Annotated in this window: 26 protein-coding genes; 17 read left to right on the plus strand and 9 right to left on the minus strand. The window is 74.9% G+C overall.

Going from position 1 to position 24,691, the window contains the following annotated elements; genetic code table 11:
- The first annotated feature begins 126 nt into the window (after positions 1-126).
- The 8 genes from ACI78T_RS04350 to ACI78T_RS04385 all read left to right on the plus strand — a co-directional run bounded on the left by ACI78T_RS04350 (position 127) and on the right by ACI78T_RS04385 (position 10,422).
- On the plus strand, positions 127-1,449 hold the full coding sequence (locus ACI78T_RS04350; protein WP_456556846.1) for an SWIM zinc finger family protein: 1,323 nt from the start codon (positions 127-129) through the stop codon (positions 1,447-1,449).
- Positions 1,446-2,972, plus strand: coding sequence for a DUF5691 domain-containing protein (locus ACI78T_RS04355; RefSeq protein ID WP_456556847.1), 1,527 nt, complete (start codon positions 1,446-1,448; stop codon positions 2,970-2,972). The genes ACI78T_RS04350 and ACI78T_RS04355 overlap by 4 nt, the downstream gene beginning before the upstream one ends.
- Positions 2,969-4,081, plus strand: coding sequence for an ATP-binding protein (locus tag ACI78T_RS04360; RefSeq protein ID WP_456556848.1), 1,113 nt, complete (start codon positions 2,969-2,971; stop codon positions 4,079-4,081). Before ACI78T_RS04355 ends, ACI78T_RS04360 begins: the two co-directional genes overlap by 4 nt.
- The gene (locus tag ACI78T_RS04365; RefSeq protein WP_456556849.1) at positions 4,078-6,339 is read left to right on the plus strand and encodes a DUF5682 family protein; all 2,262 of its coding nucleotides are present in this window, start codon (positions 4,078-4,080) and stop codon (positions 6,337-6,339) included. The genes ACI78T_RS04360 and ACI78T_RS04365 overlap by 4 nt, the downstream gene beginning before the upstream one ends.
- Complete coding sequence (locus ACI78T_RS04370) at positions 6,336-7,499, plus strand: VWA domain-containing protein (RefSeq protein ID WP_456556850.1); 1,164 nt, start codon at positions 6,336-6,338, stop codon at positions 7,497-7,499. Before ACI78T_RS04365 ends, ACI78T_RS04370 begins: the two co-directional genes overlap by 4 nt.
- Before the next feature lie 291 nt (positions 7,500-7,790).
- Complete coding sequence (locus tag ACI78T_RS04375; RefSeq protein WP_456556851.1) at positions 7,791-8,387, plus strand: acyl-CoA-like ligand-binding transcription factor; 597 nt, start codon at positions 7,791-7,793, stop codon at positions 8,385-8,387.
- 61 nt (positions 8,388-8,448) lie between these two features.
- Positions 8,449-10,119 (plus strand): MDR family MFS transporter, encoded by a 1,671-nt coding sequence (locus ACI78T_RS04380; protein WP_456556852.1) that lies wholly within the window; start codon positions 8,449-8,451, stop codon positions 10,117-10,119.
- Between the two features lie 111 nt (positions 10,120-10,230).
- Positions 10,231-10,422, plus strand: a complete 192-nt coding sequence (locus ACI78T_RS04385) for a hypothetical protein (RefSeq protein WP_456556853.1) — start codon at positions 10,231-10,233, stop codon at positions 10,420-10,422.
- Here the strand turns inward: ACI78T_RS04385 and ACI78T_RS04390 are convergent.
- Positions 10,400-11,416, minus strand: a complete 1,017-nt coding sequence (locus ACI78T_RS04390; RefSeq protein ID WP_456556854.1) for a zinc-dependent alcohol dehydrogenase family protein — start codon at positions 11,414-11,416, stop codon at positions 10,400-10,402. The two genes, ACI78T_RS04385 and ACI78T_RS04390, sit on opposite strands and share 23 nt — an antisense overlap.
- A gap of 203 nt (positions 11,417-11,619) precedes the next feature.
- Here ACI78T_RS04390 and ACI78T_RS04395 point away from each other — a divergent pair, with 203 nt between their 5' ends.
- Positions 11,620-13,485: a GMC family oxidoreductase gene (locus ACI78T_RS04395; RefSeq protein WP_456556855.1), complete on the plus strand. Its 1,866-nt coding sequence runs from the start codon at positions 11,620-11,622 to the stop codon at positions 13,483-13,485.
- A 49-nt stretch (positions 13,486-13,534) separates the two neighbouring features.
- On the opposite strand, the gene ACI78T_RS04400 is transcribed toward ACI78T_RS04395, so the two are convergent.
- Positions 13,535-13,768 (minus strand): hypothetical protein, encoded by a 234-nt coding sequence (locus ACI78T_RS04400; RefSeq protein WP_456556856.1) that lies wholly within the window; start codon positions 13,766-13,768, stop codon positions 13,535-13,537.
- A 22-nt stretch (positions 13,769-13,790) separates the two neighbouring features.
- Complete coding sequence (locus tag ACI78T_RS04405; RefSeq protein ID WP_456556857.1) at positions 13,791-15,053, minus strand: S8 family serine peptidase; 1,263 nt, start codon at positions 15,051-15,053, stop codon at positions 13,791-13,793.
- 265 nt (positions 15,054-15,318) lie between these two features.
- Between ACI78T_RS04405 and ACI78T_RS04410 the strand changes: the two genes are divergently transcribed.
- Positions 15,319-15,702 (plus strand): nuclear transport factor 2 family protein, encoded by a 384-nt coding sequence (locus ACI78T_RS04410; protein ID WP_456556858.1) that lies wholly within the window; start codon positions 15,319-15,321, stop codon positions 15,700-15,702.
- A gap of 4 nt (positions 15,703-15,706) precedes the next feature.
- Here ACI78T_RS04410 and ACI78T_RS04415 read toward each other — a convergent pair whose 3' ends face one another.
- The 3 genes from ACI78T_RS04415 to ACI78T_RS04425 form a co-directional block, all read right to left on the minus strand.
- A complete protein-coding gene (locus tag ACI78T_RS04415) occupies positions 15,707-16,543 on the minus strand; it encodes an ABC transporter permease (RefSeq protein WP_456556859.1) in 837 nt (278 codons plus the stop codon).
- Positions 16,540-17,520, minus strand: a complete 981-nt coding sequence (locus ACI78T_RS04420) for an ATP-binding cassette domain-containing protein (protein WP_456556860.1) — start codon at positions 17,518-17,520, stop codon at positions 16,540-16,542. The genes ACI78T_RS04415 and ACI78T_RS04420 overlap by 4 nt, the downstream gene beginning before the upstream one ends.
- Before the next feature lie 157 nt (positions 17,521-17,677).
- Positions 17,678-18,211, minus strand: a complete 534-nt coding sequence (locus tag ACI78T_RS04425) for a DoxX family membrane protein (RefSeq protein WP_456556861.1) — start codon at positions 18,209-18,211, stop codon at positions 17,678-17,680.
- Positions 18,212-18,314: 103 nt separating this feature from the next.
- Between ACI78T_RS04425 and ACI78T_RS04430 the strand changes: the two genes are divergently transcribed.
- From ACI78T_RS04430 to murD, 4 genes are read left to right on the plus strand one after another with little or no spacing between them, the layout of a single operon-like run.
- Positions 18,315-18,785, plus strand: a complete 471-nt coding sequence (locus tag ACI78T_RS04430; RefSeq protein ID WP_456556862.1) for a heme-degrading domain-containing protein — start codon at positions 18,315-18,317, stop codon at positions 18,783-18,785.
- An 18-nt stretch (positions 18,786-18,803) separates the two neighbouring features.
- Positions 18,804-19,130 (plus strand): hypothetical protein, encoded by a 327-nt coding sequence (locus tag ACI78T_RS04435; protein WP_456556863.1) that lies wholly within the window; start codon positions 18,804-18,806, stop codon positions 19,128-19,130.
- A 49-nt stretch (positions 19,131-19,179) separates the two neighbouring features.
- Positions 19,180-20,499, plus strand: coding sequence for a hypothetical protein (locus ACI78T_RS04440; protein ID WP_456556864.1), 1,320 nt, complete (start codon positions 19,180-19,182; stop codon positions 20,497-20,499).
- Complete coding sequence (murD, locus tag ACI78T_RS04445; RefSeq protein ID WP_456556865.1) at positions 20,474-21,772, plus strand: UDP-N-acetylmuramoyl-L-alanine--D-glutamate ligase; 1,299 nt, start codon at positions 20,474-20,476, stop codon at positions 21,770-21,772. The genes ACI78T_RS04440 and murD overlap by 26 nt, the downstream gene beginning before the upstream one ends.
- A gap of 4 nt (positions 21,773-21,776) precedes the next feature.
- On the opposite strand, the gene ACI78T_RS04450 is transcribed toward murD, so the two are convergent.
- Positions 21,777-22,154, minus strand: coding sequence for a hypothetical protein (locus ACI78T_RS04450; RefSeq protein ID WP_456556866.1), 378 nt, complete (start codon positions 22,152-22,154; stop codon positions 21,777-21,779).
- A 23-nt stretch (positions 22,155-22,177) separates the two neighbouring features.
- Positions 22,178-22,642, minus strand: coding sequence for a winged helix-turn-helix transcriptional regulator (locus ACI78T_RS04455; RefSeq protein ID WP_456556867.1), 465 nt, complete (start codon positions 22,640-22,642; stop codon positions 22,178-22,180).
- Between the two features lie 83 nt (positions 22,643-22,725).
- Between ACI78T_RS04455 and ACI78T_RS04460 the strand changes: the two genes are divergently transcribed.
- From ACI78T_RS04460 to ACI78T_RS04470, 3 genes are read left to right on the plus strand one after another with little or no spacing between them, the layout of a single operon-like run.
- The gene (locus ACI78T_RS04460; protein WP_456556868.1) at positions 22,726-23,253 is read left to right on the plus strand and encodes a GNAT family N-acetyltransferase; all 528 of its coding nucleotides are present in this window, start codon (positions 22,726-22,728) and stop codon (positions 23,251-23,253) included.
- Between the two features lie 14 nt (positions 23,254-23,267).
- A complete protein-coding gene (locus tag ACI78T_RS04465; protein ID WP_456556869.1) occupies positions 23,268-23,411 on the plus strand; it encodes a hypothetical protein in 144 nt (47 codons plus the stop codon).
- Positions 23,412-23,463: 52 nt separating this feature from the next.
- A complete protein-coding gene (locus tag ACI78T_RS04470; protein WP_456556870.1) occupies positions 23,464-24,240 on the plus strand; it encodes a class I SAM-dependent methyltransferase in 777 nt (258 codons plus the stop codon).
- Between the two features lie 12 nt (positions 24,241-24,252).
- Here the strand turns inward: ACI78T_RS04470 and ACI78T_RS04475 are convergent, their stop codons facing one another.
- Positions 24,253-24,660, minus strand: coding sequence for a YybH family protein (locus tag ACI78T_RS04475; RefSeq protein ID WP_456556871.1), 408 nt, complete (start codon positions 24,658-24,660; stop codon positions 24,253-24,255).
- Positions 24,661-24,691 lie beyond the last annotated feature (31 nt).

Below are 24,691 nucleotides of genomic sequence, written 5' to 3' on the forward strand. Positions count from 1 at the left end.
CGCCGCGCGGCGGGGTCCGGCCCCTCGGTGCGCCGCGGTCGCCCGCGTCACGGACCGGTGACGGCGTTCACCCGATCCGGCCCCGCGGAACCCGGCAGTACCGGGATCCCCCTAGGGTTCCGGGTCGTGCCGACCGCCTGGAGCGCCGATCAGGTGCTCGCGCTCGCGCCCGACAGCAGCTCGGTGGCCGCCGCGCGGAAGCTCTCGGGCTCGGGTCCGTGGTCGGGCACCGGCACCGCCGACGAGCCCGCTGCCGTCTGGGGGATGTGCGCCGGCAGCGGCAAGAACCCCTACCTGACCGTCGTCGACCTCACCGGCCCGGCGTACAAGTGCTCCTGCCCCTCCCGCAAGTTCCCGTGCAAGCACGCGCTCGGGCTGCTCCTGCTGTGGGCAGGCGGCGGCGTCGGGACCGCGACACCACCCGACTGGGCCGCCGAGTGGCTGGCCGGACGGGCGCAGCGCGCCGGGCAGGCGGCAGAGCGCAGCGCCGCGCGGGCCGACGCGGCAGCGCCCCCCGATCCGGAGGCCGCCGCCCGGCGGGCCGAGCAGCGGGCCGCCCGGGTGGCCGCCGGCGTGGAGGAGCTCGACACCTGGCTGGCCGACCAGGTGCGCGGCGGGCTCGCCGGGCTGGAGCGGGCGGGCTACCGGCCGTTCGAGGCGGTGGCCGCCCGCATGGTCGACGCGCAGGCTCCCGGGCTCGCCTCGCGGCTGCGGGCCCTGCCCGGCGTCGTCGCCGCCGGGGACGGGTGGCCCGGCCGGCTCCTCGAGGAGCTGGCGATGCTGCGCCTCGCCGTCGCCGGCCACCGCCGGCTCGGCGACCTCCCGGAGGAGCTGGCCGCCTGTGTCCGGCGGGAGGTCGGCTACCCCGTCGCCAAGGACGACGTCCTGGCGTCGGCCCCGGTGCACGACCAGTGGCAGGTGCTGGCACTCCGCGACCGCGAGGAGGACCGGCTCACCGCCCGCCGGGTGTGGCTGCACGGTTCGGCCAGCGGCCGGGCGGCGCTGGTCCTGTCCTTCGCCCCACCCGGTCAGCCGCTCGACGCCTCCCTCGTCCCCGGCACGTCGGTCGAGGCCGACCTCCACTTCTACCCCGGTGCGGCACCGCTGCGGGCGCTCGTGGGCGAGCGGTCGGGGGAGCCGGGCCGGCCGGCGTGGCCGGCGGGCGGGACCCTCGGCGACGCCGCCCGCGCCTTCGCCGCGGCGGTCGCCGCCGACCCGTGGACGAGGTCCTGGCCGGTCGTCGTCCGCGACCTCACCGTCGTCCCCGCCGAGCCGCGGTGGGCCGGGATCGACGGCACCGGGGACCGCGTGCCGCTCCTGCCGGACGCCGACCTGTGGCGCCTGCTGGCCGTCTCGGCCGGCCGGCCGGTCACCCTCGCGGCCGAGCACACGCCCGCCGGGCTCCGCCCCTTGGCCCTCCTCGACGGGGACCGGCAGGTGGCGCTGTGACCGGCTGGGAGGACCTGACGGCGACGGCGCTGCTGGGCACGGCGCGGCGGGCCGTCGACCTCGGCGGCCTCCCCGAGCCCGTCCTCGCGGCCGCCGGCGCCCTGGACGACCGCGACCCGGCGACGACGCTGCTGGACGCCGCCGCGCTCGCCGTCCCCTACCGCCGGGCGGGGCGCCGGCCGGCGGCACCTGAGGCGGCACCCGGCGAACCGGCCCCCGAGGACGGCGTCCCGGAGATCGGCCCGAGGGCGGGCGCGCGGCTGGCGCACCTCGTCTCCGTGCCGCAGGGGACGACGGAGCGGTTGCTCCTCCTCGAGTGGCTCGGCGCCGCGGCCGCCGCCGGACGCCGGCTCCCACCTCGCTCGCTGCCAGTCCTGCTCGACCTCGGGACGCGTGACGCCGGGGTGGCGGCCGCCCTCGTCCCCGTACTGGGCCCGCGCGGCCGCTGGCTGGCCGGGCACCGGCCGGAGTGGGCCCGGCTCCTGACGGCGGCCGACCCGGTGCCGCTCGACGGCTCACCGGCCGACCCTGCGGAGACCTGGGCTACCGGTGCCACCGCCGAGCGGCGTGCGCTGTTCGCCCGGCTGCGCGCGAGCGATGCGGACCTGGCCCGCGAGCTGCTCACCGGGTCGTGGGCGACGGAGACGGGAGAGGATCGGGAGGCGTTCCTCGACGCCTTGGCACCCACCCTCTCCCCCGCCGACGAGCCGCTCCTGGAGGCGGCGCTCGACGACCGCCGCAAGGGGGTGCGCGAGCGCGCCGTCCCGCTGCTGCAGCGCCTGCCGGGATCGGCCTACGCCGGGCGCGCGGCCGAGCGCGCGCGGTCGGTCGTCCTGGCCCGGGCGGAGCGCTCCGGCACGACGCTGGTGGTGGCGCCGCCGGCCGGCGTGGACAAGGCCGCCGTGCGGGACGGCGTGAGCCTCAAGCCACCGGTGGGCACCGGGGAGCGGGCCTGGTGGGCGCGCCAGGTCGTCGCCGCGGCACCACTCGCCCTGTGGCCTGCGCTCACCGGCCTGCCGGTCGAGCAGGTGGTGCGCAGCGAGGTGGCCGACGGCTGGCGCGACGTCCTGCTCGGCGCCTGGACCGACGCCGCGGTCGCCCAGGGGGACAGCGCCTGGGCCCGGGCGCTCCTCGGCGCGGTCGCCGCCGGTCCCGTGGCCCCCAGCCTGGTCCGCGTGCTCGACCGCGGCGAGCGCGCCGCCCACGTCGCGGCGGCGGTCGGTGATGACCTGCACCGGCCCTCGCACGGCACGACCGACCTCCTGGCCGCCTGCCCGGGACCGTGGCCCGACGTCCTGGCGGACCGGGTGACGGCCTGGCTGGTCCGGCCGACGGGGCCGGCCGACGACTGGACCGTCCGCGAGCGGCTGCGCCTCGCCGCCCACCGGCTGCCGGTGCGCCACGCGCCGGCGCTGGCCGCCGCGGCCGCCCGGCAGCCCGGTGACTCACCCTGGCGCGCTGCGCTGTCCGCCCTCTCCGACACCCTGACCGTCCGCCACGACATGCTCGAGGAGCTCCGTTGACCGCCTCTCCCACCGTCGACCCGACCGGCGCCCCGCTGCTCCGCCCGCACGCCGAGCAGGCCACCGAGCACGAGCTGGCGGCGCTGCGGGCGGCCGACGACCGGCCGCGGCCGCCCCGGTGGCGCATGTCCCCGTGGGCCGTCGTCACCTACCTGCTCGGCGGGACGCTGGACGACGGGACGGTGATCACCCCCAAGTACGTGGGCCCGCGCCGGCTGATGGAGGTCGCGGTCGCGACGCTGGCCACCGACCGGGCCCTGCTGCTGCTCGGCGTCCCCGGCACGGCGAAGACCTGGGTCAGCGAGCACCTGGCCGCCGCGGTCTCCGGCGACTCGACGCTCCTGGTGCAGGGCACGTCCGGCACGGCCGAGGAGACCATCCGCTACGGGTGGAACTACGCGCGGCTGCTCGCCGAGGGACCGAGCGACGCGGCCCTCGTGCCCTCGCCGGTCATGACCGCGATGCGCGAGGGCCGCATCGCCCGGGTCGAGGAGCTGACCCGCATCCCCAGCGACGTGCAGGACGCGCTGATCACCGTGCTCAGCGAGAAGACGCTGCCCGTCCCGGAGCTCTCGACCGAGGTGCAGGCGGCCAAGGGCTTCAACGTCATCGCCACCGCCAACGACCGCGACCGCGGCGTCAACGAGCTGTCCTCGGCGCTGCGCCGCCGGTTCAACACCGTCGTCCTGCCCCTGCCGGCGTCCTTCGACGACGAGGTCGACATCGTCGCGCGCCGGGTCGAGTCGCTCGGCCGGTCGCTGGAGCTCCCGGAGACACCCGCGGCCCTGGAGGAGATCCGCCGCGTCGTCACCGTCTTCCGCGAGCTCCGCTCCGGCCTCACCGCCGACGGCCGCACGAAGCTCAAGCCGCCGTCGGGCACGCTGTCGACGGCGGAGGCGATCAGCGTCGTCACCGCCGGGCTGACCCTGTCCGCGCACTTCGGGGACGGCGTGCTGCGGCCCGCCGACGTCGCGGCCGGCATCGTCGGCGCCGTCGTGAAGGACCCGGTCGCCGACACTGTGGCCTGGACCGAGTACCTGGAGGCGGTCGCGCGCGAGCGCGACGGCTGGGCCGACTTCTACCGCGCCTGCCGCGAGGTCTCCGGGTGACCGCAGCGACCGGCACGCAGGCGCCGGAGGTCCGGGTCCTCGGCGTCCGCCACCACGGCCCCGGCTCGGCGCGGACGGTCCGGGCGGCGCTGGAGGACTTCCGGCCCGACGTCGTCCTGGTCGAGGGACCTGCCGACGCCGACGCCCTCGTGCCCCTGGTCACCGAGGAGGGGATGCGGCCGCCCGTCGCGCTGCTCGCCTACGCGGCCGACGACCCCGGGGTCGCGTCGTTCTGGCCGTTCGCGGTCTTCAGCCCCGAGTGGCAGGCGCTCGAGTGGGCCACGGCGCACGGCGTCCCCGTCCGGTTCTGCGACCTGCCCGCCGCCACCGTGCTGGCCGACCGGGCGGCGGCCGGCGAGGAGGACGAGCCGACCTCGCCCGACGCCCTGGAGCACCAGGTCCGCAGCGACCCGATCGCGCTGCTGGCCGAAGCGGCCGGCTTCGACGACCCCGAGCGATGGTGGGACGACGTGGTCGAGTCCCGGCTGACCGGCGAGGGCCCGTTCGAGGCGATCCACGAGGCCATGGTGGAGCTGCGGGCGAACGCGCCCGAGGCCGCGCCGCGCGAGCAGGCCCGGGAGCAGCGCCGGGAGGCTCACATGCGCTCCGTGCTGCGCGGCGTCCTCAAGGAGGGCCGCACCCGCGTGGCGGTCGTCTGCGGGGCGTGGCACACCCCGGCCCTGACCGCGCCGCTCCCCCCGGCGAACGCCGACGCCGCGGTGCTCCGCGGTGCCCCGCGCCGCAAGGTCACGCTCACCTGGGTCCCGTGGACGCACGGCCGGCTGGCGGCGGCGTCCGGCTACGGAGCCGGCGTCGCCAGCCCCGGCTGGTACCACCACCTGTTCACCGCCCCCGACCTGCCGGTGCACCGCTGGCTGACCGGCGTCGCCGGCGTGCTGCGCGGCGAGGACCTGCCGGTGTCCAGCGCCCACGTGATCGAGGCGGTCCGGCTGGCCGAGACCCTCGCCGTGCTCCGCGGCCGGCCGCTCGCCGGGCTGGAGGAGGTCACCGAGGCGACCCGGGCGGTCCTCGTGGAGGGCGACGAGGTGGCGCTCGACCTCGTCACCCGCCGGGTCGTCGTCGGTGAGGCGCTCGGCGAGGTCCCCGAGAGCGCGCCCACCGTGCCGCTGGAGGCCGACCTGCGGCGGCAGGCGACGACGTTGCGGCTGAAGCGGGACGCCACCGCGAAGACCGTGGAACTCGACCTCCGCCGCCCGAACGACCTCGAGCGCAGCCGGCTGCTCCACCGCCTGCAGCTGCTCGGCGTCCCCTGGGGCGTCCCGGCGCGGGCCGCCTCCCGGAACCTCGGCACCTTCCGCGAGGCGTGGTCGCTCATCTGGGAGCCCGAGCTGTCGGTCGCCCTCGCCGAGGCCTCGGTCTGGGGGACGACGATCGCGGCGGCCGCCACGGCGCGCATCACCGGGGAAGCGCGGACCGGGGAGACGTCGCTGCCGCACCTCACCTCCGCGGTGGAGGCGTGCCTCCTCGCCGACCTGCCCGACGCCCTGCCCGGCCTGCTGGGCGCGCTCGACGCCCGGGCGGCCGTCGACACCGACGTCGTGCACCTGATGGAGGCGCTGCCCGCGCTGGTGCGCTCGCTGCGCTACGGCGACGTCCGCGGCACCGACACCTCCGCGCTGACCGACGTCGCCGGCGCGCTGCTCGTCCGGATCTGCGCCGGGCTGCCGCCGGCCCTCACGGGTCTGGACGACGACGCGGCGGCGGTGCTGCGCACGCGCATCGACGGCGTCCACGCCGCCGTCCGCCTGTGGGACGACGAGCCGGCCACCGAGCGGTGGATGTCCACCCTGGCGGGTCTCGGGGACCGCACGGACGTGCACGGCCTGGTCACCGGCCGCCTCGTGCGGCTGCTGCTCGACGGCCGCCGCCTGGACACGGCCGGGGCCGGTGCGCGCCTGTCCCGGGCGCTCTCGGTCGGGACCCCGCCGGCCGCCGCGGCGGCCTGGGTGGAGGGCTTCCTCTCCGGCGGCGGCACGCTGCTCGTCCACGACGCCGACCTCCTCGGGCTGCTCGACGGGTGGGTGACGGACCTGCCCGGCGAGGCCTTCACCGACGTCCTCCCCCTGCTGCGCCGGACGTTCGGGTCCTTCGAGCCGCCCGAGCGCCGCAGCATCGGCGACCGGGTCCGGCGCGGTCCGGGGCGCCGGCAGGCCCCCGCCGCCGACGACGAGGTCGACGCCGACCTGGCCGCCGCCACCCTGCCCACGGTCCGCCTGCTGCTCGGGATCCCCGCATGACGGCGGAGGAGACCGAGCGGCTCCGGCGGTGGCGGCTGCTGCTGGGCGAGCCGGCGGCCGACGCGCTCGGCGTGGCCCTCGGTGGCGCGGACGCGGGCATGGACGGCGCGCTCGCCGCCGTCTACGACGCGGAGCGGGCGGCACCCGGGCAGCGGTCGGCCGGTCTGGGCGGCTCGGCCCCGAGGGTGGCGCGCTGGCTCGGCGACATCCGCGGCTACTTCCCGTCCACCGTCGTCCAGGTCATGCAGAAGGACGCGATCGAGCGGCTGCGCCTGACCCAGCTGCTGCTCGAGCCGGAGCTGCTGGAGTCGGTGGAGGCGGACGTGCACCTCGTCGGCACGTTGCTCAGCCTCAACGGCGTCATGCCGGAGCACAGCAAGGCGACCGCGCGGCAGGTGGTGGCGAAGGTCGTCGCCGAGATCGAGCGCCGGGTGGCCCAGCGGACGAAGGCCGCGGTCTCGGGGGCGCTGAACCGGGCCACCCGCACCCACCGGCCGAAGCTGCGCGACATCGACTGGAACCGGACGATCGCGGCCAACCTGGCGCACTACCTGCCCGAGCACCGCACCGTCGTCCCGGAGCGGCTGGTCGGGTACGGGCGGCGGCAGCAGGTGGTCGCCCGGGACGTCGTCGTGGCGATCGACCAGTCGGGGTCGATGGCGGCGTCGGTCGTGTTCGCGAGCGTCTTCGGAGCCGTGCTGGCGAGCATGCGAAGCCTCCGGACCTCTCTCGTCGTCTTCGGCACCGCGGTCGTCGACCTCACCGAGCACCTCGCCGACCCGGTCGAGGTGCTGTTCGGGACGCAGCTCGGTGGCGGGACCGACATCAACCGCGCGATCGCGTACAGCCAGTCGCTGATCACGCGGCCGGCCGATTCGCTCTTCGTGCTCATCAGCGACCTGTACGAGGGCGGGATCCGCGACGAGATGATCAAGCGGGTGGCCGACATGACCGCCGCGGGCGTGCAGGTCGTGGTGCTGCTGGCGCTGAGCGACGAGGGCGCCCCCGCGTTCGACAGGGAGAACGCAGCGGCCCTCGCCGCCCTGGGTGTCCCGGCCTTCGCCTGCACCCCCGACGCGTTCCCCGACCTGCTGGCGGTGGCGCTCGAGCGCGGCGACGTGGGGGCGTGGGCCCAGCGCACGCTGGGCGCGAGCACCTGAGCGGGCCGGGAGAGAAGACACGGCCCAGGCGCGGGGAATTCACGACCACGCCGGGGCCGGTGGGCACGCCGTGCCCGGAACGGTTGCGCACGAAACCAGCTGCCGGAGATCGGCCACGTTTGGCGGGCGGAGCGCGACCCGAGTTCCCCCGGGGCTCCGCCCGGGCCGAGCATCGCCGATCCTGCGGCGTTCCGCAACCGGACGTCCAGGACGTCTGGTGCGACGCAGACGACACGTCGTGCAGGCGGTGCAAACTTGCAGACTCTGCAAGTAAGCGGCGATCATGGCCGGGTGACGACGGGCCTCCGCGAGCGCAAGAAGTTCGCCACGCGGCAGGCCCTGCACCTCGCCGCCCTGCAGCTGGTGGCCGAACGCGGGCTGGACGACGTGTCGGTCGACGACATCGCCGACCGGGCAGAGGTCTCCCCGCGGACCTTCTTCAACTACTTCCCCTCCAAGGTCGACGCGGTCATCGGCCTGGACCCGGACCAGCCGCAGCGCCAGGTCGAGACGTTCCTCGGCCGTCCTGCCGGCGAGTCGCCCGTCGAGGCGATGCGGGCCGTCGCCCGGGCGCAGGCCACCGAGATGGCCGGCGACACCGACCTGTGGCCGCTGCGGCTGAAGGTCATCGACGCCCACCCGGCGGTCCTCGGGCGCCTGGCTGCCGCGTTCGGCGAAGCCGAGCACGTCCTCGCCGGCGCGATCGCCGAGCGGACCGGGACCCGGGTGGGCGTGGACGCCTACCCGATGCTCCTCGCCGGCGTGGCGGCCGCGGCCATGCGTTCGTCCCTGCACCGCTGGCTCGCCGGCGACTTCACCGAAGCGCTCCCCGACCTCGTCGACGAGGCCTGGGACGTCCTGACCTCGGGGCTTCCCGCCCCGCACTGAGGAACACCTCGTCCACCTCCGGGACGAGGCCGGCACCACACCACCCCACCCTGGAGAACACGTGCACGCCCCGCCCACCGATGCCGCGCCGCCGATCGTGCTCACGCGCCGCCGGATCAACCTGATCTTCTCGGCGTTGCTCGCCGGCATGCTCATGGCCGCCCTCGACCAGACCATCGTGTCGACGGCGATGCCGACGATCGTCGGCGACCTCGGCGGCGTCTCGCACATGGCGTGGATGACCACCGCCTACCTGCTGGCCACCACGCTCGTGATGCCGATCTACGGCAAGTTCGGCGACCTCTGGGGACGCCGCACGCTCTTCCTCGTCGCCATCGGCCTGTTCACCGTCGCGAGCATCGGCGCCGCCCTCTCCCCCGACTTTGGCTGGCTGGTGTTCTGGCGCGGCGTGCAGGGCCTCGGCGGCGGCGGGCTGATGATCCTGTCCCAGGCGATCATCGCCGACATCGTCCCGGCCCGTGAGCGCGCCAAGTACATGGGCCCGATCGGCGCCCTGTTCGGCCTGTCGGCGATCGTCGGCCCTCTCGTCGGCGGCTTCTTCACCGACCACGACGCGCTGGGCTGGGAGTGGGCCTTCTGGATCAACGTGCCGGTCGGCGTCGCCGTCCTGGCCATCGGCTGGTTCGCCCTCAGCCTGCCGCGCCGGCGGAGCACCACCCCGATCGACGTCGCCGGCATCGTGGCGCTGTCGGCCGCGACGACGTCGCTCGTGCTGTTCACCGACGTCGGGGGCCGGGACGGGTGGGGCTCGTGGCAGGCGCTGTCGCTGCTGGCGGCCCTGGTGGTCTCCGCGGTGGTGTTCGTCCTGGTCGAGCTGCGCGCCACCGAGCCGATCATCCCGATGACGCTCTTCCGCAACCCGACGTTCGTCGTCGCCACGGCGCTCGGCATGGCGGTCGGCCTGGGCATGTTCTCGGCGATCGCCTTCATGCCGACGTTCCTGCAGATGGCCTCGGGGCTGTCGGCGGCCAACTCCGGGCTGCTGATGCTGCCCATGACCGCGGGCATCATCCTGACCATCCAGAGCTCGGCCGCCTTCATCATGCGGACCGGCCGGTACAAGGTCTTCACCATCGCCGGCGTCGCCGTGATCATGGCCGCGATGGTGTGGATGACCACCCTGGCCGGCGACACCTCGCTCTGGACCATCGGCGCGATGTTCTTCCTGCTCGGCGCCGGCCTCGGCCTGATCATGCAGAACGTCGTCCTCGCCGCGCAGAACGCGGTGCCGGCGACGCAGATCGGCACCGCCACCTCGACGAACAACTACTTCCGCGAGGTCGGCGCGACGCTCGGCGTGGCGGTCTTCGGGACGCTGTTCACCGGCCGGCTGGCCGAGAACCTCACCGGGGCACTGGCGGGCAACGCCGAGCAGGCGGTGCAGGCCGGCATCACCTCGCCGGACACGCTCGTCCCCTCGGCGGTCGACGCGGCCGGCGACCCGCTGCGGACGGCGATCGTCGACGCCTACGCGAACAGCCTGGCGCCGGTGTTCTGGTACCTCGTGCCGATCCTCGCGGTCGCGCTCGTGCTGGCGTTCCTCCTCAGGGAGATCCCGCTGTCGGAGCACGCGGGCATGGTCGCCCGCGGCGAGGCGGTGAACTCCGAGGAGGAGCTGGCCGCGCTGTCCGCCCCGGCCGCCGTCGAGGAGGTCGTGGTCCTCGAGGACGACAGGGACGACGACCCGCGCGAGGCGCCCGCCCCCGTCTGACGGCCGCTGCCGAGGCCCCGTCCCGATCCCGGGACGGGGCCTCCGTCGCATCCGGGGCCGGTGCATCCGGGGCCGGTGCATCCGGGCAGCGCTCCGGCGCCGAAGTCCGACGTGTCCGTCCTCGTCGTGGTCGTCCCCGCGCTCCTGGTGGTGGTGCTGGGCTACGTCGTGGGCCACGGCCTGTGGAGCGCGGTCGCCGGTGAGGCCGGGGCCGAGCCGGCCGGCTGGATCACCGGCCTGCTGCTCCTGGCCGTCGTCGTCCGGATCGCCGTCCGGTGGCTCAGGTCCGGAGGAAGGTCTTGATCGCGCGCCGCTCGTCCATCGCGCGGTAGCCCTCGGCCACCTCGTCGAGCGGCAGGTCGAGGTCGAACACCCGCCCCGGGTCGATCTCGCCGCGCAGGGTCGAGTCGATCAGGTCGGGCAGGAACCGGCGCACCGGCGCGGGCCCGCCGTGCAGCCGCACCATCGTCGAGAACAGCGTCCGGCCGCCGATCTCGACCCCGTGCGGGACGCCGACGACGCCCACTCCGCCGCCGGCCCGGGTGGACCTGATCGCCTGGACCATCGCCTCCCCCGTGCCGACGCACTCGAGGACGGCGTCCGCGCCCACTCCGTCGGTCAGGTCGTGGACGCGCGCGACGGCGTCGTCCCCGCGCTCGGCCACGACGTCGGTCGCACCGAACTCGGTGGCCAGCTTCTGCCGCGGCTCGTGCCGGCTCATCGCGATGATCCGCTCGGCGCCCATCTGCCGGGCCGACAGCACGCCGAGGAGGCCGACGGCGCCGTCCCCGACGACGGCGACCGTCATGCCGGGCCGGACCCCGGCGGCGACGGCGGCGAACCAGCCGGTGCCCATGACGTCGGAGAGCGTGAGCAGGCTCGGCAGCAGCTCGGGGTCGGGGTGGTCGGGCGTGCCCACCAGCGTGCCGTCGGCGTGCGGGACACGCAGCAGCTCGGCCTGGGCACCGGTCATGCCGACCCGGTCGGCGCACGCGCTCTGGTAGCCGGCCCGGCAGTGCGCGCAGGTGCCGTCCGACGCGATGAACGAACCGATGACGAACTGGCCGGGCCGGACCGAGGTGACGTCGGCGCCGATCTCCTCGACGACGCCGCAGTACTCGTGGCCGATGGGCGTCGGCTCGGACACCTCGTTGACGCCGCGGTACGGCCACAGGTCTGACCCGCAGACGCAGGTGGCCGACAGCCGGATGATCGCGTCGGTGGGCTCGGTGATGACCGGATCGGGCAGCTGCTCGATGCGGACGTCGCCAGGGGCGTGCAGGACAGCTCCGCGCACGGTGCGGTTCCTCTCGGGTGGCGTTCTCCCGCGACCGGGACGCCGGGCACGGCGACCCGTTGCTACCCCGCAGTGCGGCCGCGTCGAACCAGGGATGCGACCGGAGCCGACCGAACGCTCCTCCGCGTGTGTGATGCGTGCCACACTGCGCCCGCAGCGCCGAGAGCGACCGCCGGGGGTCGCCGGACGGAGGGCGGGAACAGATGGCCGAGGAGTTCGACGTCGTCATCGTCGGAGCCGGATCCGCCGGGGCGGTGATCGCCGCGCGGCTCTCCGAGGACCCCTCCGTGCGGGTGGCGCTGATCGAGGCAGGTGGCCCACCACCGCCCGAGGAACTGATGCCGGCGGCGGTGGCGGCCCTGCAGCTGAACCCGGAGACCGACTGGGCGTACACCGGCGACGCCGGCGGTTGCGGTCGCGGTCTCGCCGAGGGCCGGATGATGGTGCCGCGGGGCCGGATGCTCGGCGGCTCGTCAGGGATCAACTACATGGCCTACGTCCGCGGCCACCCGGGTGACTTCGACGCGTGGGCAGCAGGTGGCGCCAAGGGCTGGGCCTACGACGACGTCCTGCCCTACTTCACGAAGTCCGAGGGGTTCCAGCCCAGCGACGACATCGTCGTCGACCCCGACGCCCACGGGTTCGACGGGCCGCTGGGTGTGTCGGTGCGCGCGCCGGTGGTCCCCGCCGCCCAGCAGTTCGTCGAGGCCGCGAGGGCCACGGGCATCCCGACCGGCGACTACAACGGCCGGGACCGGCTGCGTCCCGAGGGGGTGGCGTCCCTCTTCCAGACGACGACCAGGCACGGCAAGCGCTCGTCGACCTTCCACGCCTTCCTCGAGCCGGTGATGAACACCCGGGCGAACCTGGTCGTCATCCCCCACGCGCGCGTCCAGCGCCTCGTCCTGGAGGACTCCTCCGAGGGAGTCGTGGCACGGGGTGTCGAGTACCGCACGGCGGACGGGGAGCTGAGGTCGGTGACCGCCACCAAGGAGGTGGTCGTCTCGGCCGGCGCCATCGGCTCGCCGCAGCTCCTCCTGCTGTCCGGGATCGGGCCGGAGGGCGAGCTCGCCCAGGCGGGGATCACCTGCCGGCTCGACCTGCCCGGCGTCGGCAAGCACCTCAAGGACCACCTGCACGCGCCGATGGTCTTCGACGCCCCCGGCATCGGGTTGAACATGACCGAGGTGGCGATCTCCCTGGGCCCGGACGCCCTGCGCGCCCCCGCAGGCCCGTTGCCGGCCGACCCGGCGGACGACGCCGACCTCCCGCCCGAGCTGGCCGGCCTCAAGGCCGAGGCCGAGCGGCGCCTGACGGAGTGGGTCACGACCGGCCGGTCCCTGGCGTCGTCCTCGCTCTACGACGCCGGGCTCTGGTACTCCACCGGCCTGGGCGACGAGCACACCCACGACGCGCAGATCGGGTTCCTCGTCTGCGGCTACACCGCCGACCTGTGGCGCGGTCTGTTCCGAGTCGACCCCGACGAGTACTTCGACGACGCGTCGAAGCGGCTCGCCCCCGACGCGGAGGTCGTCGTGATGCTGCCCAACCCGGTGCAGCCGCACTCCGAGGGCGAGGTCCGGCTGGCCTCCTCCGACCCGGACGAGCCGCCGGTCATCTCGCTCAACTACCTCGACGACCCGCACGACGCGAAGGTCATCGTGGCCGTGATGCGCCGGGCGCTGGAGATGGTGGCGAACTGGCCGGTCCCGGGGATGGGGCCGCTCCTGGTGCCGCCGAAGCTGGCCGAGTCCCACGCTCACGCACCGGGGGACGTGCCGAGCGACGAGCTGCTGGAGGACCTGGCGCGGCACTACGCGCTGACCGTCTACCACGCGACGTCCACGTGCCGGATCGGGGACGTCGTCGACACCGACCTGCGGGTCATGGGTGTCGACCGGCTGCGGGTCGCCGACGCGAGCGTGATGCCGAACGTGATCTCGGGGAACACCAACGCACCCACGATCATGATCGGCGAGAAGGCGGCCGAGCTGATCGCCGCGGCTCACGGGATGACCCTGGCCGAGACCGTCGGACCTGCGACGACACCTCCGCCGTCCGCGTCGTGAACGGCTGCGCGCCGCCGGTGTGACGCGCCGCAGGAGCCTGGACCGACCCCTACTGCACCGGGCTGTCCGGCGGGGGCAGCTGGTGGGTGAGCTGCGCGTCGACCGAGGCGACGCCCTCGACACCCCGCAGGGTGTCGAGGGCGTCGTCGGGCGCGGACCCGGTCACGATCCCGAGCGTCCCGAGGACCTGGTCGACCTGCAGCCCCGAGGCGCGCAGGTTCTCCACGACGCCGTCCAGGCTGTCGCGGTGGTCGTCCCCGACGGTCACGCTCACCTGCGTCATGGCCGCAGAACGTACGCCGGGATCACTGCGGCGCCAGGCAGAGACCGCTGCCGACGTCGACCGAGGGCTGCATCAGCCGGTCGCTCTCCTGGCAGAGGGTCGCCCACAGCTCCAGCCCCCGGCGCCCGGTCGCCTGGCACCACAGCGCGGCCACGCCGGCGACGTGCGGCGTCGCCATGCTCGTGCCGCTGATGCTGCGGTAGCGCGTCGGCATCGGCCAGGACGACAGCACCTGGAACCCGGGGCCCGCGATGTCGACCTGCCCGCCGCGGGCCGGCAGGCTGCGGGCGGAGAAGAACGCCATCTCCAGCTGCTGGTCCAGGGCCCCGACGGCCATGATCTCCGGGCTGTTGGCCGGCGCGCCGACGAAGCCCATCCGGCCCGCCCGGCGGTCGGCGTTGTTGCCCGCGGCCGCGATGATCAGCGACCCCTTCTCCAGCGCCCGGGCCCCGGCGGCCGAGTACGGCGGGTGCGCCTGCATGACGTCGGCGCCCAGCGACATCGAGATGACCGGGCAGCCGTTGGACACGGCCCAGTCGATGCCGGCCAGGATGCCGCCGTCGGTGCCGCTCCCCGAGTTGCTCAGCACCTTCCCCACGAAGATGTCCGCCTCGTACGCGACGCCGTAGCGCGGGCCGGTCGACGGGGTACGCGGCCCGCACGAGGTGCCGATGCAGTGCGTGCCGTGCCCGTGCCCGTCCTGCGCCTGTTCACCCGGGACGAAGGACTGCGCGGTCACGGTTCGGCCGGCGAAGTCCGGGTGCTCGAGGTCGAAGCCGGTGTCGAGGACGGCGACGCCGACGCCCCGGCCCGAGTGCGGCGAGGAGTCGGCCTGGACCGCCTGGATGCCCCACGTCGCCTGCGCGTTGTCCTCGAACAGCGGTGCGGCCATCACGCCCGCGGCGGTGTGCCCGTTGCCCTCGGCCGCGTGCATCACCCGCTCGGCGAGGTCGTCGACCCCGTCGCGGTAGGCGCGCGTGTACTCGAGGACGTCCTGCAGCACGTGGTGCACCAGCTCCGGCGAGACCGAGAGCACCCGCCGGCCGGGCGCGTCCGCCGCCTGGAGGAGGGCCATCTGCGACGGGTCGGCGGAGACCACGGCGATGCCCAGCTGCGAGAAGACGGTGGCCTGCGAGTCCTGGAGCGCGTCGGGCGTGACGCCCGAGCTGAAGTCGCGGGAGTCCGCGACCTCGCTGATGCCGGCGCGGCCCCAGTCCACCCCGGCGTCGTCGCCGGTGTCGGCCAGGACGACGATCTGCCTCCCGGTGGTCGCCGGCGGTGTCACGGCACCTACTCGGCCGTCCCCGAGGAATCCAGACTCTGACGAGAAGCGCGGATCGATCACTGTTCCCCCTCAGTCCCCGCCGGCGGTTCTGCTCGGCAACGGGAAAGGGTTCTCGTCGGCCCCCGCCGGTGCCAGAGGGTCGCGTGCAGGTCACGCTGCGCACGACGGCGCACGGCGTTCCGTGACCCACCGGGTCCGGCCCGCTGCGCAGCGGCGGATCCCGGTGACGCGGACGTGACGGCGGCCGCCCGGCTACGGTGCGCCCATGAGCGAGGACGACGACGTCGCCGCGGTGCTGGCCGCGGAGGACCGGCGCTACGAGGCGCTGCTGGGCCCCGACCTGGCCACCCTGGACGAGCTCTTCTCCGAGCGGCTGAGCTACGCCCACTCCAGCGGTGTCCGCGACACCAAGGCCGAGTACCTCGCGAAGATCGAGCGCGGGTACTACGACTACGCGCGCATCGACCACCCCGTCGAGCGGGTGGAGCTCCTCGGCGACAGCGCCGTCGTCGTCGGCCGGATGACCGCCGACCTCACCGTGGACGGGACACCGAAGAGCCTCGACGTCCTCGCCCTCGCCATGTGGACCCGCGCCGACGGCCCGTGGCAGCTCGTCGCCTACGCGTCGACCCCGGTACCCCGGAGCTGACCGGTCACCGGCTCCGGTAGAGCCGGGTGGTGATCGGCAGGAAGATCGCGGCGAGCGCGGCGGCCACGAGCAGCGAGATCACGATCGCCTCGCCGTCCGGCTCGCCCTCCATCAGGGACCGGCACGCCGTCGCGAGGATCGAGATCGGGTTGACGTCCACGAACGCCTCGAGCGGCCCGGGCAGCGTCGTCGGGTCGACGAAGACGTTCGACAGGAACGTCAGCGGGAAGATGCCCATGAAGCCGGCGTTCATGACCGCGTTCGGGGAGCGCAGCAGCAGGCCGAGCACGCAGAACACCCACGACAGGCCGAACGAGAAGACGACGACGAGCGCCAGCGCACCCAGCGCCCCGGCGACCCCGGCGTCGGGGCGGTAGCCGAGCAGCACGCCCACGACGAGGATCACGGTGCCGGCGACGACGTAGCGGACGCTGTCCCCCAGCAGCGAGCCCAGCAGCGGGGCCGGCCGCCAGATCGGCAGCGACCGGAAGCGGTCCACCACGCCCTTGGTGAGGTCGGTGTTCAGCGCGACCCCGGAGTACACGGTCGTGAACAGCACCGACATGACCAGGATCCCGGGCAGCGTGTAGTCGAGGTACGCGCTGGTCGAGCCGGCGATCGCGCCGCCGAACAGGTACGTGAACATCAGCAGGAACATCACCGGCGTGACGGTGACGTCGAGCAGCTGCTCCGGCACGTGCTTGACCTTGAGCATGCCGCGCCAGCCGAAGGTCAGCGCCTGCGACAGCGGCCCCGGCCGCGGCGGCCGGGACGTGGTGGCGATGGCCTGGCGGACGGCGGCGGTGTCCGCGCCACCGGTGACGGCGGTGGTGGAGGTCATGACGCCTGCTCCTCGAGGGTCGGCTCGTGCTCTTCGGCGGCATGGCCGGTCAGGGCCAGGAAGACCTCGTCGAGGCTGGGCTGGCCGAGGGAGAACTCGGCGATCCCGATGCCGGCGCGGGCCAGCGCCGAGACGCCGTCCGCGGCGCGGCCCGCGTCGGCGCAGGACACCGACAGCGCGGCCGGGTCCGGCTCCAGGGCGACGGTGCCGACCGCGCGCTCGAGGATTTCCGCGGCCTCGCCGCGGCGGTCCGCCTCGAGCAGGCGCACGTGCAGCCCGCCCGTCCCGACCGAGGCCTTGAGCTGGCCCGGGGTGCCCTCGGCGATCACGCGGCCGCGGTCGATGACGGCGATCCCGTCGGCGAGCTGGTCGGCCTCCTCCAGGTACTGCGTGCAGAGCAGGATCGTCGTCCCGCCCGCCTGCAGCGCCCGCGCGATCTCCCAGACCTGCCCGCGCGAGCGGGGGTCCAGGCCGGTGGTCGGCTCGTCGAGGAACATCAGCCGCGGCGTGACGACGATGCTCGCGGCGATGTCCAGCCGGCGCCGCATGCCGCCGGAGAAGTGCTTGACCAGCCGGCCCGACGCCTCCGCGATCCCGAAGGCCTCGAGCAGCTCGTCGGCGCGGCGCCGGGCGGCGGCGCGGGAGAGCCCGAGCAGCCGGCCGAGCAGGATCAGGTTCTCGCGCCCGGTCAGCTCCTCGTCGACCGACGCCAGCTGCCCGGTCAGGCTGACCTCGCTGCGGACGGCGTCGCCCTCGGTCCGGATGTCGTGGCCCAGGACGCGGGCGGTGCCGGCGTCGGGCGGGATCAGCGTGGCCAGCATGCGGATGGTCGTGGTCTTGCCCGCGCCGTTCGGGCCGAGCACCCCGTAGATCGAGCCCTCCGGGACGGCCAGGTCGACCCCCTGGACGGCGCGGGTGTCCCCGAACGACTTCTCCAGTCCCGTGGCCTCGATGGCCAGCGGTGCGTGCGTCGTCATCGGACTCCTCACTCGTCCCGCGGATACGTGCCCTGCATGCGTCTCGGTTGTTGAGACGCAGGGTCCGCCCCGAAGTGATCGGTCGCCAGCGACTTTTCCGCGGGCACGCGCGGCGGCGCCGGCACCCGTCCGGGTGCCGGCGCCGTCCGAGGGGGCGTCAGCCCGCCGCGCGCTCCCCGTCCCGCCGGCTGTAGATGCCGATGAGGACCAGCGCCGCGGTGATGAGCACCAGGTTCTTGACGACGAACTCGCCGTCCGCGGTGAGCTCCAGCGGGTTCGACGTCCACATGAGCTCGGACGCCGTCACGAAGGTGAGGAAGGTGCCGGCCAGGTGGCCGCACAGGACCAGCAGGGTGATCCGCGGCAGCACCCCGGCGGCCAGGGCCAGGCCGATGACGATCTCGACGGCGCCGAGCACCGGCACGGCGAGGTCGGCGTCGACGAAGGGCAGGGTCTGCGCGATCAGGTCGTGCACGGGGCTGGAGCCGACCACCTTGAGGGCGCCGAACCACACGAACACGACGGCCAGCGCCATGCGCAGGAGCGTCGGGGCGATGCGCTGGTTCACCTCCACCGCGCGGTCCACCAGTGCGGCACCCGGCATGCGTGACGTCGGCGCGGCGACGTCCTCGGTCGGCGACACCTCCGCCGTCCGCTCCATCAGGGCCGTCGACTGCGTCGTCCCGACCATGGTCATCTCCTCTCGCTCCCGAGGCCGGCACCGGTTGCGCGGCCGTCGCAGGGAAGAGGGCCCGGAGCGCACGGGGATACGCCGGTCGCGGTAGGAAGACGGCATGACCGACGCCGCACCGCTCCTGGCCCAGCTCGCGGCCGAGGAGCAGGAACTCCAGTTCACCCGGTTCACCGCGGACGACGCTTGGGCGATCGGGTCCCGGCTGGTGGCCGCCGGCCGCGAGCAGGGGCTGCCGATCGCCGTCGACATCACCCGCAACCGGCACCAGCTCTTCCACGCCGCGCTCACCGGGGCGACGCCGGACAACGACTCCTGGATCCGGCGCAAGACCGCGGTGGTCGACCGGTTCGGCCACAGCAGCCTCTACGTCCGGCAGGCCAGCATCGAGCGCGGGACGACGTTCGAGGCGGAGTTCGGCCTCGACCCGGCGGAGTACGCGGCCCACGGCGGCGCCTTCCCCGTGCTGGTCCGGGACGTCGGGCCGATCGGCGCGGTCGTGGTGTCCGGCCTGCCCCAGGTGGAGGACCACCGCATGGTCGTCGCGGCGCTGAGGGCCCACCTGGCCGCCTGACCGGGCCACACTGCCCGCATGGAGACGCCGACCCGGTCACTGTGGTCCCTCTGGTCGACCGACTCGTTCCTGTGCATCGGCTCCAGCGGCTCGGCGCTGTCCATCGGCAGCGTCGGGTCGTTCCTGTCGATCGGCAGCGTGGGCTCGTTCGCCTCCATCGGCTCCGCCGGCTCCGCGCTCTCCGCCGCTTCCGCCCTGTCCTGGCTGTCCGTGGGGTCGGTCCTCTCCGACCGCTCGCTGCTGGGCGTGCTCGCATCGCAGGGCAGGGGGGCGTGGGCCGTGCGCCCCGCCGTCGCCCTCGCCGGCCTCGCCGTCCTCGCCGGGGCGCTCCGGGCCGGGCGCTGACCTGCGAGGCGGCCGGCCCGGTGGCGGCCGGCGGGTAGTCTCGGGGGCGATGACCAACGACAGTCGCCGGGGCGAGCGGTTCACCTACGAGGGCGTGGACGTCTCCCCCGCCACCGGCGAGGTCACCTCGCGGTACTCGCTCGACGGCCGGCAGTTCCAGGAGGTCGTGCACCTGCCCGGCGACCTGGACTGGGACCAGCCCGGGGTGGCCGCCGCGGCCCGGATCCTCTTCCTGCTCAGCGGCATCTCGTACTACAAGACCGGCGCGCCGCCGGTGATCGATCTCGGCGACACCCCGGTCACCGAGGACGAGATCGACTTCCTCCGCGAGTTCTACGTCCAGGGCCTCGGCGAGTTCAGCTACGTCAACGACCTGCCGATCGACGACCTGCAGATCGTCGGCGGCCGTCCCGACCTCGCCGCGCCCGTCCCGTGGCAGCTGCCCGCCGAGCGGCCGCTGATCCCCTTCGGTGGCGGCATCGACTCGGTGGTCGTCGTCGAGGAGACGAAGAAGGAGCACCCCGACAGCAGCCTGTTCATCGTCGGGCGGTTCGACCCGATCGAGGACGCCGCCGCGGTGACGAAGCTGCCGATCGTGCGTGCCACCCGGCGGCTGGACCCGCAGGTGCTGCGCAGCAAGGAGCTGGGCTTCCTCAACGGCCACGTGCCGGTGACGGGGGTGCTCTCGGCGATCGCCGTGCTGGCCGCCGTCCTCGACCACCGCACCGCGGTGATCATGAGCAACGAGTGGTCGGCGTCCTCGCCCACCGTCGAGGTCGACGGCCGCGGCATCAACCACCAGTACTCGAAGTCGCTGGACTTCGAGGCCGGGTTCCGCGGCCTGCTGGACGCCGTCCTGCCCGGCTTCCGCTACTTCTCGGCGCTGCGGCCCTACTCGGAGCTGTGGGTGGCCGAGCGGTTCGCGCAGCTGACCGAGTACCACCCGGTCTTCCGCAGCTGCAACCGGGCCTTCCACGTCGACCCGGCCCTGCGCGCCTCTGCCTGGTGCGGCGAGTGCGACAAGTGCGCCTTCATCGACCTGATCCTCGCGCCGTTCATGTCCGCCGAGCAGCTGCGCGCGGTCTTCGGCGGCCGCGAGCCGCTGGACCGGACCGAGATGCTGCCGAGGTTCCGCGGTCTGCTCGGCGACACGGCTGCCACCAAGCCGTTCGAGTGCGTCGGCGACGTCGGCGAGTGCCGGGTCGCCCTGGAGCTGGCCGCCGCCCGCCCCGACCGGGCCGGCAACCCCGTCCTCGCGCAGCTGCGCGCCGAGCAGCCGCCCGCCCCCGCACCGGCCGACCGCTATTTCGCCCCCATGGGCGAGCACTTCATCGAAGCGCCGTATGCCGCCGACGATCTCCTGGTCTGACCTGCGCGACCGGAAGGTCGGCGTCTGGGGGCTCGGCGTCGAGGGCCGGGCCAACCTGCGCAAGCTCGCGGCCCTCGGCGTGACGCCGCAGGTCCTCGTCGACGACCGGCCGGCCGGCGACGGCGTCCTCGCCACGGGCGAGGGCGGGCTCGAGGCGCTGGCCGGGTGCGACGTCGTCGTCAAGTCGCCGGGGATCTCCCGCACGCGGGAGGACCTCCGCGCCCTGGAGGCCGGCGGCGTCCCGGTCGCCGGCGGGCTCGGGCTGTGGCTCGCCGAGGCCGACCGCGACCGCGTCGTGTGCATCACCGGGACCAAGGGCAAGAGCACGACCACCGCGATCGCCGGTCACCTGGCGACGGGCCTGGGCCAGCGGGTGCTGCTGGGCGGCAACTTCGGCACGGCCCCGTGGGACCCCGCGGCACCCCAGGACGTCGACTGGTGGGTGGTGGAGACCTCCAGCTACCAGGCCACCGACGTGACGCTCGGCCCGGCCGTCGTCGCCGTCACCTCGCTGAGCCAGGACCACCTCGACTGGCACGGCGGGCCCGAGAACTACTACCGCGACAAACTCTCGCTCTGCCGCCGCCCGGGCGTGCGGACCGTGGTCGCGGACGGCGACAGCTCCCTCCTGCGCGAGCACGCCGACCTGCTCGGCCCCTCGGTGCGCTGGATCTCCGCCACGGACGACCCGGGCTGGACGGCCGGGCTCGGGCTGCTGGGTGAGCACAACGCGCGCAACGCGCTGGTCGCCCGGGCCGCCCTGGTGGCGCTCGGCGTGCCCGGCGCCGACGACGACGACCGCATCGCGGCCGCGGCGCACGACTTCGCCGGCCTGGGCAGCCGGCTGCGCCCGGTCGGCCGGGTCGACGGCGTGGACTTCGTCGACGACAGCCTGTCGACGAACGTGCTGCCGACGCTGGCGGCCGTGGATGCCTTCCGCGGACGCCGCGTCGCCCTGCTCGTCGGCGGCCACGACCGCGGCATCGACTACGCCCCGCTCGCCGAGGGGCTCACCGGCCGCGCGGACCTGCTCGCGATCTGCCTGCCCGACAGCGGACCCCGGATCGCCGAGGCGCTGCGGTCCGGCGCCCCGGACGTCGACGTCCGCGAGGTGGCCGACCTGCCCGAGGGCGTGCGCGCCGGCTTCGAGTGGGCCCGGCCGGACGGCGTCGTGCTGCTCTCCCCCGCCGCGCCCAGCTTCGGCCGGTACCGCAACTACGAGGAGCGCGCCGCCGACTTCGTGCGCACCGTGGAGTCGCTCGGCGGCCGCTGAGCGCTCAGAACCAGCGCGACCTGTCGTACTGGACGACCAGCCAGGCCCGGGAGCCGTCGACGACGACCTCGGTGCACACCCGCCGCCGGTCCAGCAGGCTGTCCGGCCCGCACGTCCGGTCCGGGTACCCGGCGCGGGCCAGGAGGTCCGCGGGCGACCCGCCGTCCGTCGCGGCCAGCCCGAGCCGGAGCCAGCAGCCGCCCGACCCGCACGACAGGTCGTCGGTCGCGACCCGCACCCCGGCCGGCAGCGCCGGCGCGTCCGAGGCCGACGGGACGCCGCCCTCGTCGACGGCGTGCAGCCAGAGCACCGGGGCGACCAGGACCAGTCCGAGGCCCACGACCAGCCAGGCGCACGACCTCAGGACCGTCCGCCAGGGCACCCGCGCAGCGTAGGTGCGGCGGGTCAGCCGGCGCGGACGGCGCTCCGGCGTGGGACCGCGCGGACCTCGCGCGCGCCGGAGAGCTCGTGGCCGTCGTCGCAGACCAGGCCGAGGTGCACCGGCGAGCCGCAGTCGCGGTGCTCGAGCGCGAGCGGTGCGACGTCGTCGGCCAGGTACTTGTCGCCCCACTGCATGAGTGCCACCAGCGTCGGATAGAGGTCGATCCCCTTGGTGGTCAGCCGGTACTCGTGCCGCTGCCGCTCGCCCTCGGCCTGGTACGGCACCCGCTGCAGGATGCCCTGCTCGACCAGCGTGGCCAGGCGGTCGGTGAGCACCGCCTTCGGGGCGCCGAGGTTGCGCTGGAGGTCGGCGAACCGCCGCACGCCGAGGAAGGCCTCCCGCAGCACGAGCAGGCTCCACTTCTCCCCGACAACGGCCAGGGTGCCCGCCACGGAGCAGCGGGACCGGTCCCACGAGGCGTCAGTCACACCGGCAGTCTAGACCGGCTGAGTTCACTTGACGAACCTCGATCGGAGGAGGAGAGTTCGTTTTACGAACCCAGGAGGCCGGGATGGACATCGCGGTGGAGACGAGGCCGGTGCGGCCCGCCGATCAGGCGCTCTTCTACCGGCTCTGGCCGCGCCTGTCGCCCGAGACGATCTACCGGCGGTTCCACGCGCCGGTGCACCGGCTCCCCGACGAGACGGTCCGCCGGCTGGTGACCGTCGACCACGACCTGCGCGAGGCCGTCGTCGCGGTCGTCGGCGGCGAGGTGGTCGGCGTCGCCCGCTACGACCGTCCGCTCGGCGACCCGTCCACGGCCGAGATCGCCGTCCTGGTCGAGGACGCGTGGCAGGGCGCGGGGGTGGGTCGGCAGCTGCTGGCCGCGCTCACCGACCTCGCCGCGCGGCGCGGCGTCCGCACCGTCACCGCGACCGTCCAGCCGGACAACCGGCCGGTCCTCGGCCTGGTCCGGCGGCTCCTCCCGGGTTCCACCGTCACGCCGGACGCCGACGTCCTGACCGTGACGAGCCCCCTCCCGGAGCCGGTATCCGCATCCCCGCGGGCCGACTCCCTCCTCGCGACAGCAACGATCTGAAACGGAGTCCTCCCATGTCCCGCCTGCACACCACCTTCGCCAGCCGTCGCGCCGCCCGTCGCCACCTCCGCGAGGAGCGCGCCCTGGCTCGCGCCCTGGCCTCGGCCCCCACGGTCGAGTCCGCCCACGAGATCGCCGCCGCCTCCGCCCGTCGCTGACCGCGCGCGGAACACGCGCCACCGGGCCGCCCGGCCGCTACGGTCGGGCGGCGTGGACGCCTGGTCCAGCGGCGAGAGCTACGACGCCTACGTCGGCCGGTGGAGCCGGCTCGTCGCGGCCCGCTTCGTCCCCTGGCTGGAGCGGCCCGCCGGGCAGCGGTGGCTGGACGTCGGCTGCGGCACCGGCGCCCTCGCCGGAGCGGTCCTCACCGCGGCCGCGCCGGCCGCGGTCGTCGGCATCGACCCCTCCCCCGGCTTCGTGCAGCACGCCACGGCCACCGTCACGGACGCCCGTGCGAGCTTCGAGGTCGGCGACGCGCGGGCGCTCCCCGTCGCGGACGGCGCGTTCGACGTGGCCGCCTCCGGCCTGATGCTCAACTTCGTCGCCGAGCGGACCGCCGTCCTCGCGGAGATGCGGCGCGCCGTGGTCCCCGGCGGCACCGTGGCGGCCTACGTCTGGGACTACCCGGACGGGATGCAGCTGATGAGCGCCTACTGGGACGCCGTCCTCGACCTCGGGCTCGGCGACCCGACGGCCACCGAGGCGGTGCGCTTCGGGTTCTGCCGGCCGCAGCCGCTGCGGGCCATGGCCACCGCCGCCGGACTGGGCGACGTCGGCACCACGGAGATCGTCGTCCCCACCGTCTTCCGCGACTTCGACGACTTCTGGTCGCCCTTCCTCGGGGGGACCGGCCCCGCGCCGGCCCACCTGGTCTCGCTCCCCGAGGGCGACCGGGCGAGGCTGCGGGACGCCGTCCGCGAGCGGCTGCCCGCCGGGGAGATCCGGCTGACCGCGCGCGCGTGGGCCGTGCGCGGCACGACCCCCTGACACCCCGGCCGCTCAGCCGAGCGGGAACGAGTGGTGCTCGTGCGCGACCACCCACCGCCCGTCCTGGCGGCGCAGCCCGAGGGTGAGCCGCAGCCGGCGGGCGAGGTCCGCGGCCAGCTCCTCGGGCGTGCCGCACCGCAGCAGGGCGACCGCGAACGCGACGTCGGTACCGGCGGTGACCGAGAGCTCGACGAGGTCGAACAGGGCACCCTGCCGCTGCCACTCGAAGAACGGGGGCCAGACCTCGCGGTAGGCGGCGATGCCCCGGACACCGTCATCGGGCGGCGGCACGTCGAACATGACGACGTCCTCGGCGTGGTCGGCCACGACGCCCTCGAGGTCGCCGCCGTGCACCGCGCGCACCCAGCGCTCGACCAGCTGCCGGATCAGCTCCTCGTCCGCCACGGGAGGGTCGACCACCGGGGCCCGGCGAACTCATCGCCGGGCCCCG

Source organism: Blastococcus sp. SYSU D00922, assembly GCF_054050495.1.

Coding starts and splice junctions, on each gene's coding strand:
- ACI78T_RS04430 (WP_456556862.1), top strand. CDS start 18,315: ATGACCGACGCCGCACCGCTCCTGGCCCAGCTCGCGGCCGAGGAGCAG.
- ACI78T_RS04370 (WP_456556850.1), top strand. CDS start 6,336: ATGACGGCGGAGGAGACCGAGCGGCTCCGGCGGTGGCGGCTGCTGCTG.
- ACI78T_RS04395 (WP_456556855.1), top strand. CDS start 11,620: ATGGCCGAGGAGTTCGACGTCGTCATCGTCGGAGCCGGATCCGCCGGG.
- ACI78T_RS04400 (WP_456556856.1), bottom strand. CDS start 13,768: ATGACGCAGGTGAGCGTGACCGTCGGGGACGACCACCGCGACAGCCTG.
- ACI78T_RS04435 (WP_456556863.1), top strand. CDS start 18,804: ATGGAGACGCCGACCCGGTCACTGTGGTCCCTCTGGTCGACCGACTCG.
- ACI78T_RS04440 (WP_456556864.1), top strand. CDS start 19,180: ATGACCAACGACAGTCGCCGGGGCGAGCGGTTCACCTACGAGGGCGTG.
- ACI78T_RS04420 (WP_456556860.1), bottom strand. CDS start 17,520: ATGACGACGCACGCACCGCTGGCCATCGAGGCCACGGGACTGGAGAAG.
- ACI78T_RS04425 (WP_456556861.1), bottom strand. CDS start 18,211: ATGGTCGGGACGACGCAGTCGACGGCCCTGATGGAGCGGACGGCGGAG.
- ACI78T_RS04410 (WP_456556858.1), top strand. CDS start 15,319: ATGAGCGAGGACGACGACGTCGCCGCGGTGCTGGCCGCGGAGGACCGG.
- murD (WP_456556865.1), top strand. CDS start 20,474: ATGCCGCCGACGATCTCCTGGTCTGACCTGCGCGACCGGAAGGTCGGC.
- ACI78T_RS04465 (WP_456556869.1), top strand. CDS start 23,268: ATGTCCCGCCTGCACACCACCTTCGCCAGCCGTCGCGCCGCCCGTCGC.
- ACI78T_RS04460 (WP_456556868.1), top strand. CDS start 22,726: ATGGACATCGCGGTGGAGACGAGGCCGGTGCGGCCCGCCGATCAGGCG.
- ACI78T_RS04415 (WP_456556859.1), bottom strand. CDS start 16,543: ATGACCTCCACCACCGCCGTCACCGGTGGCGCGGACACCGCCGCCGTC.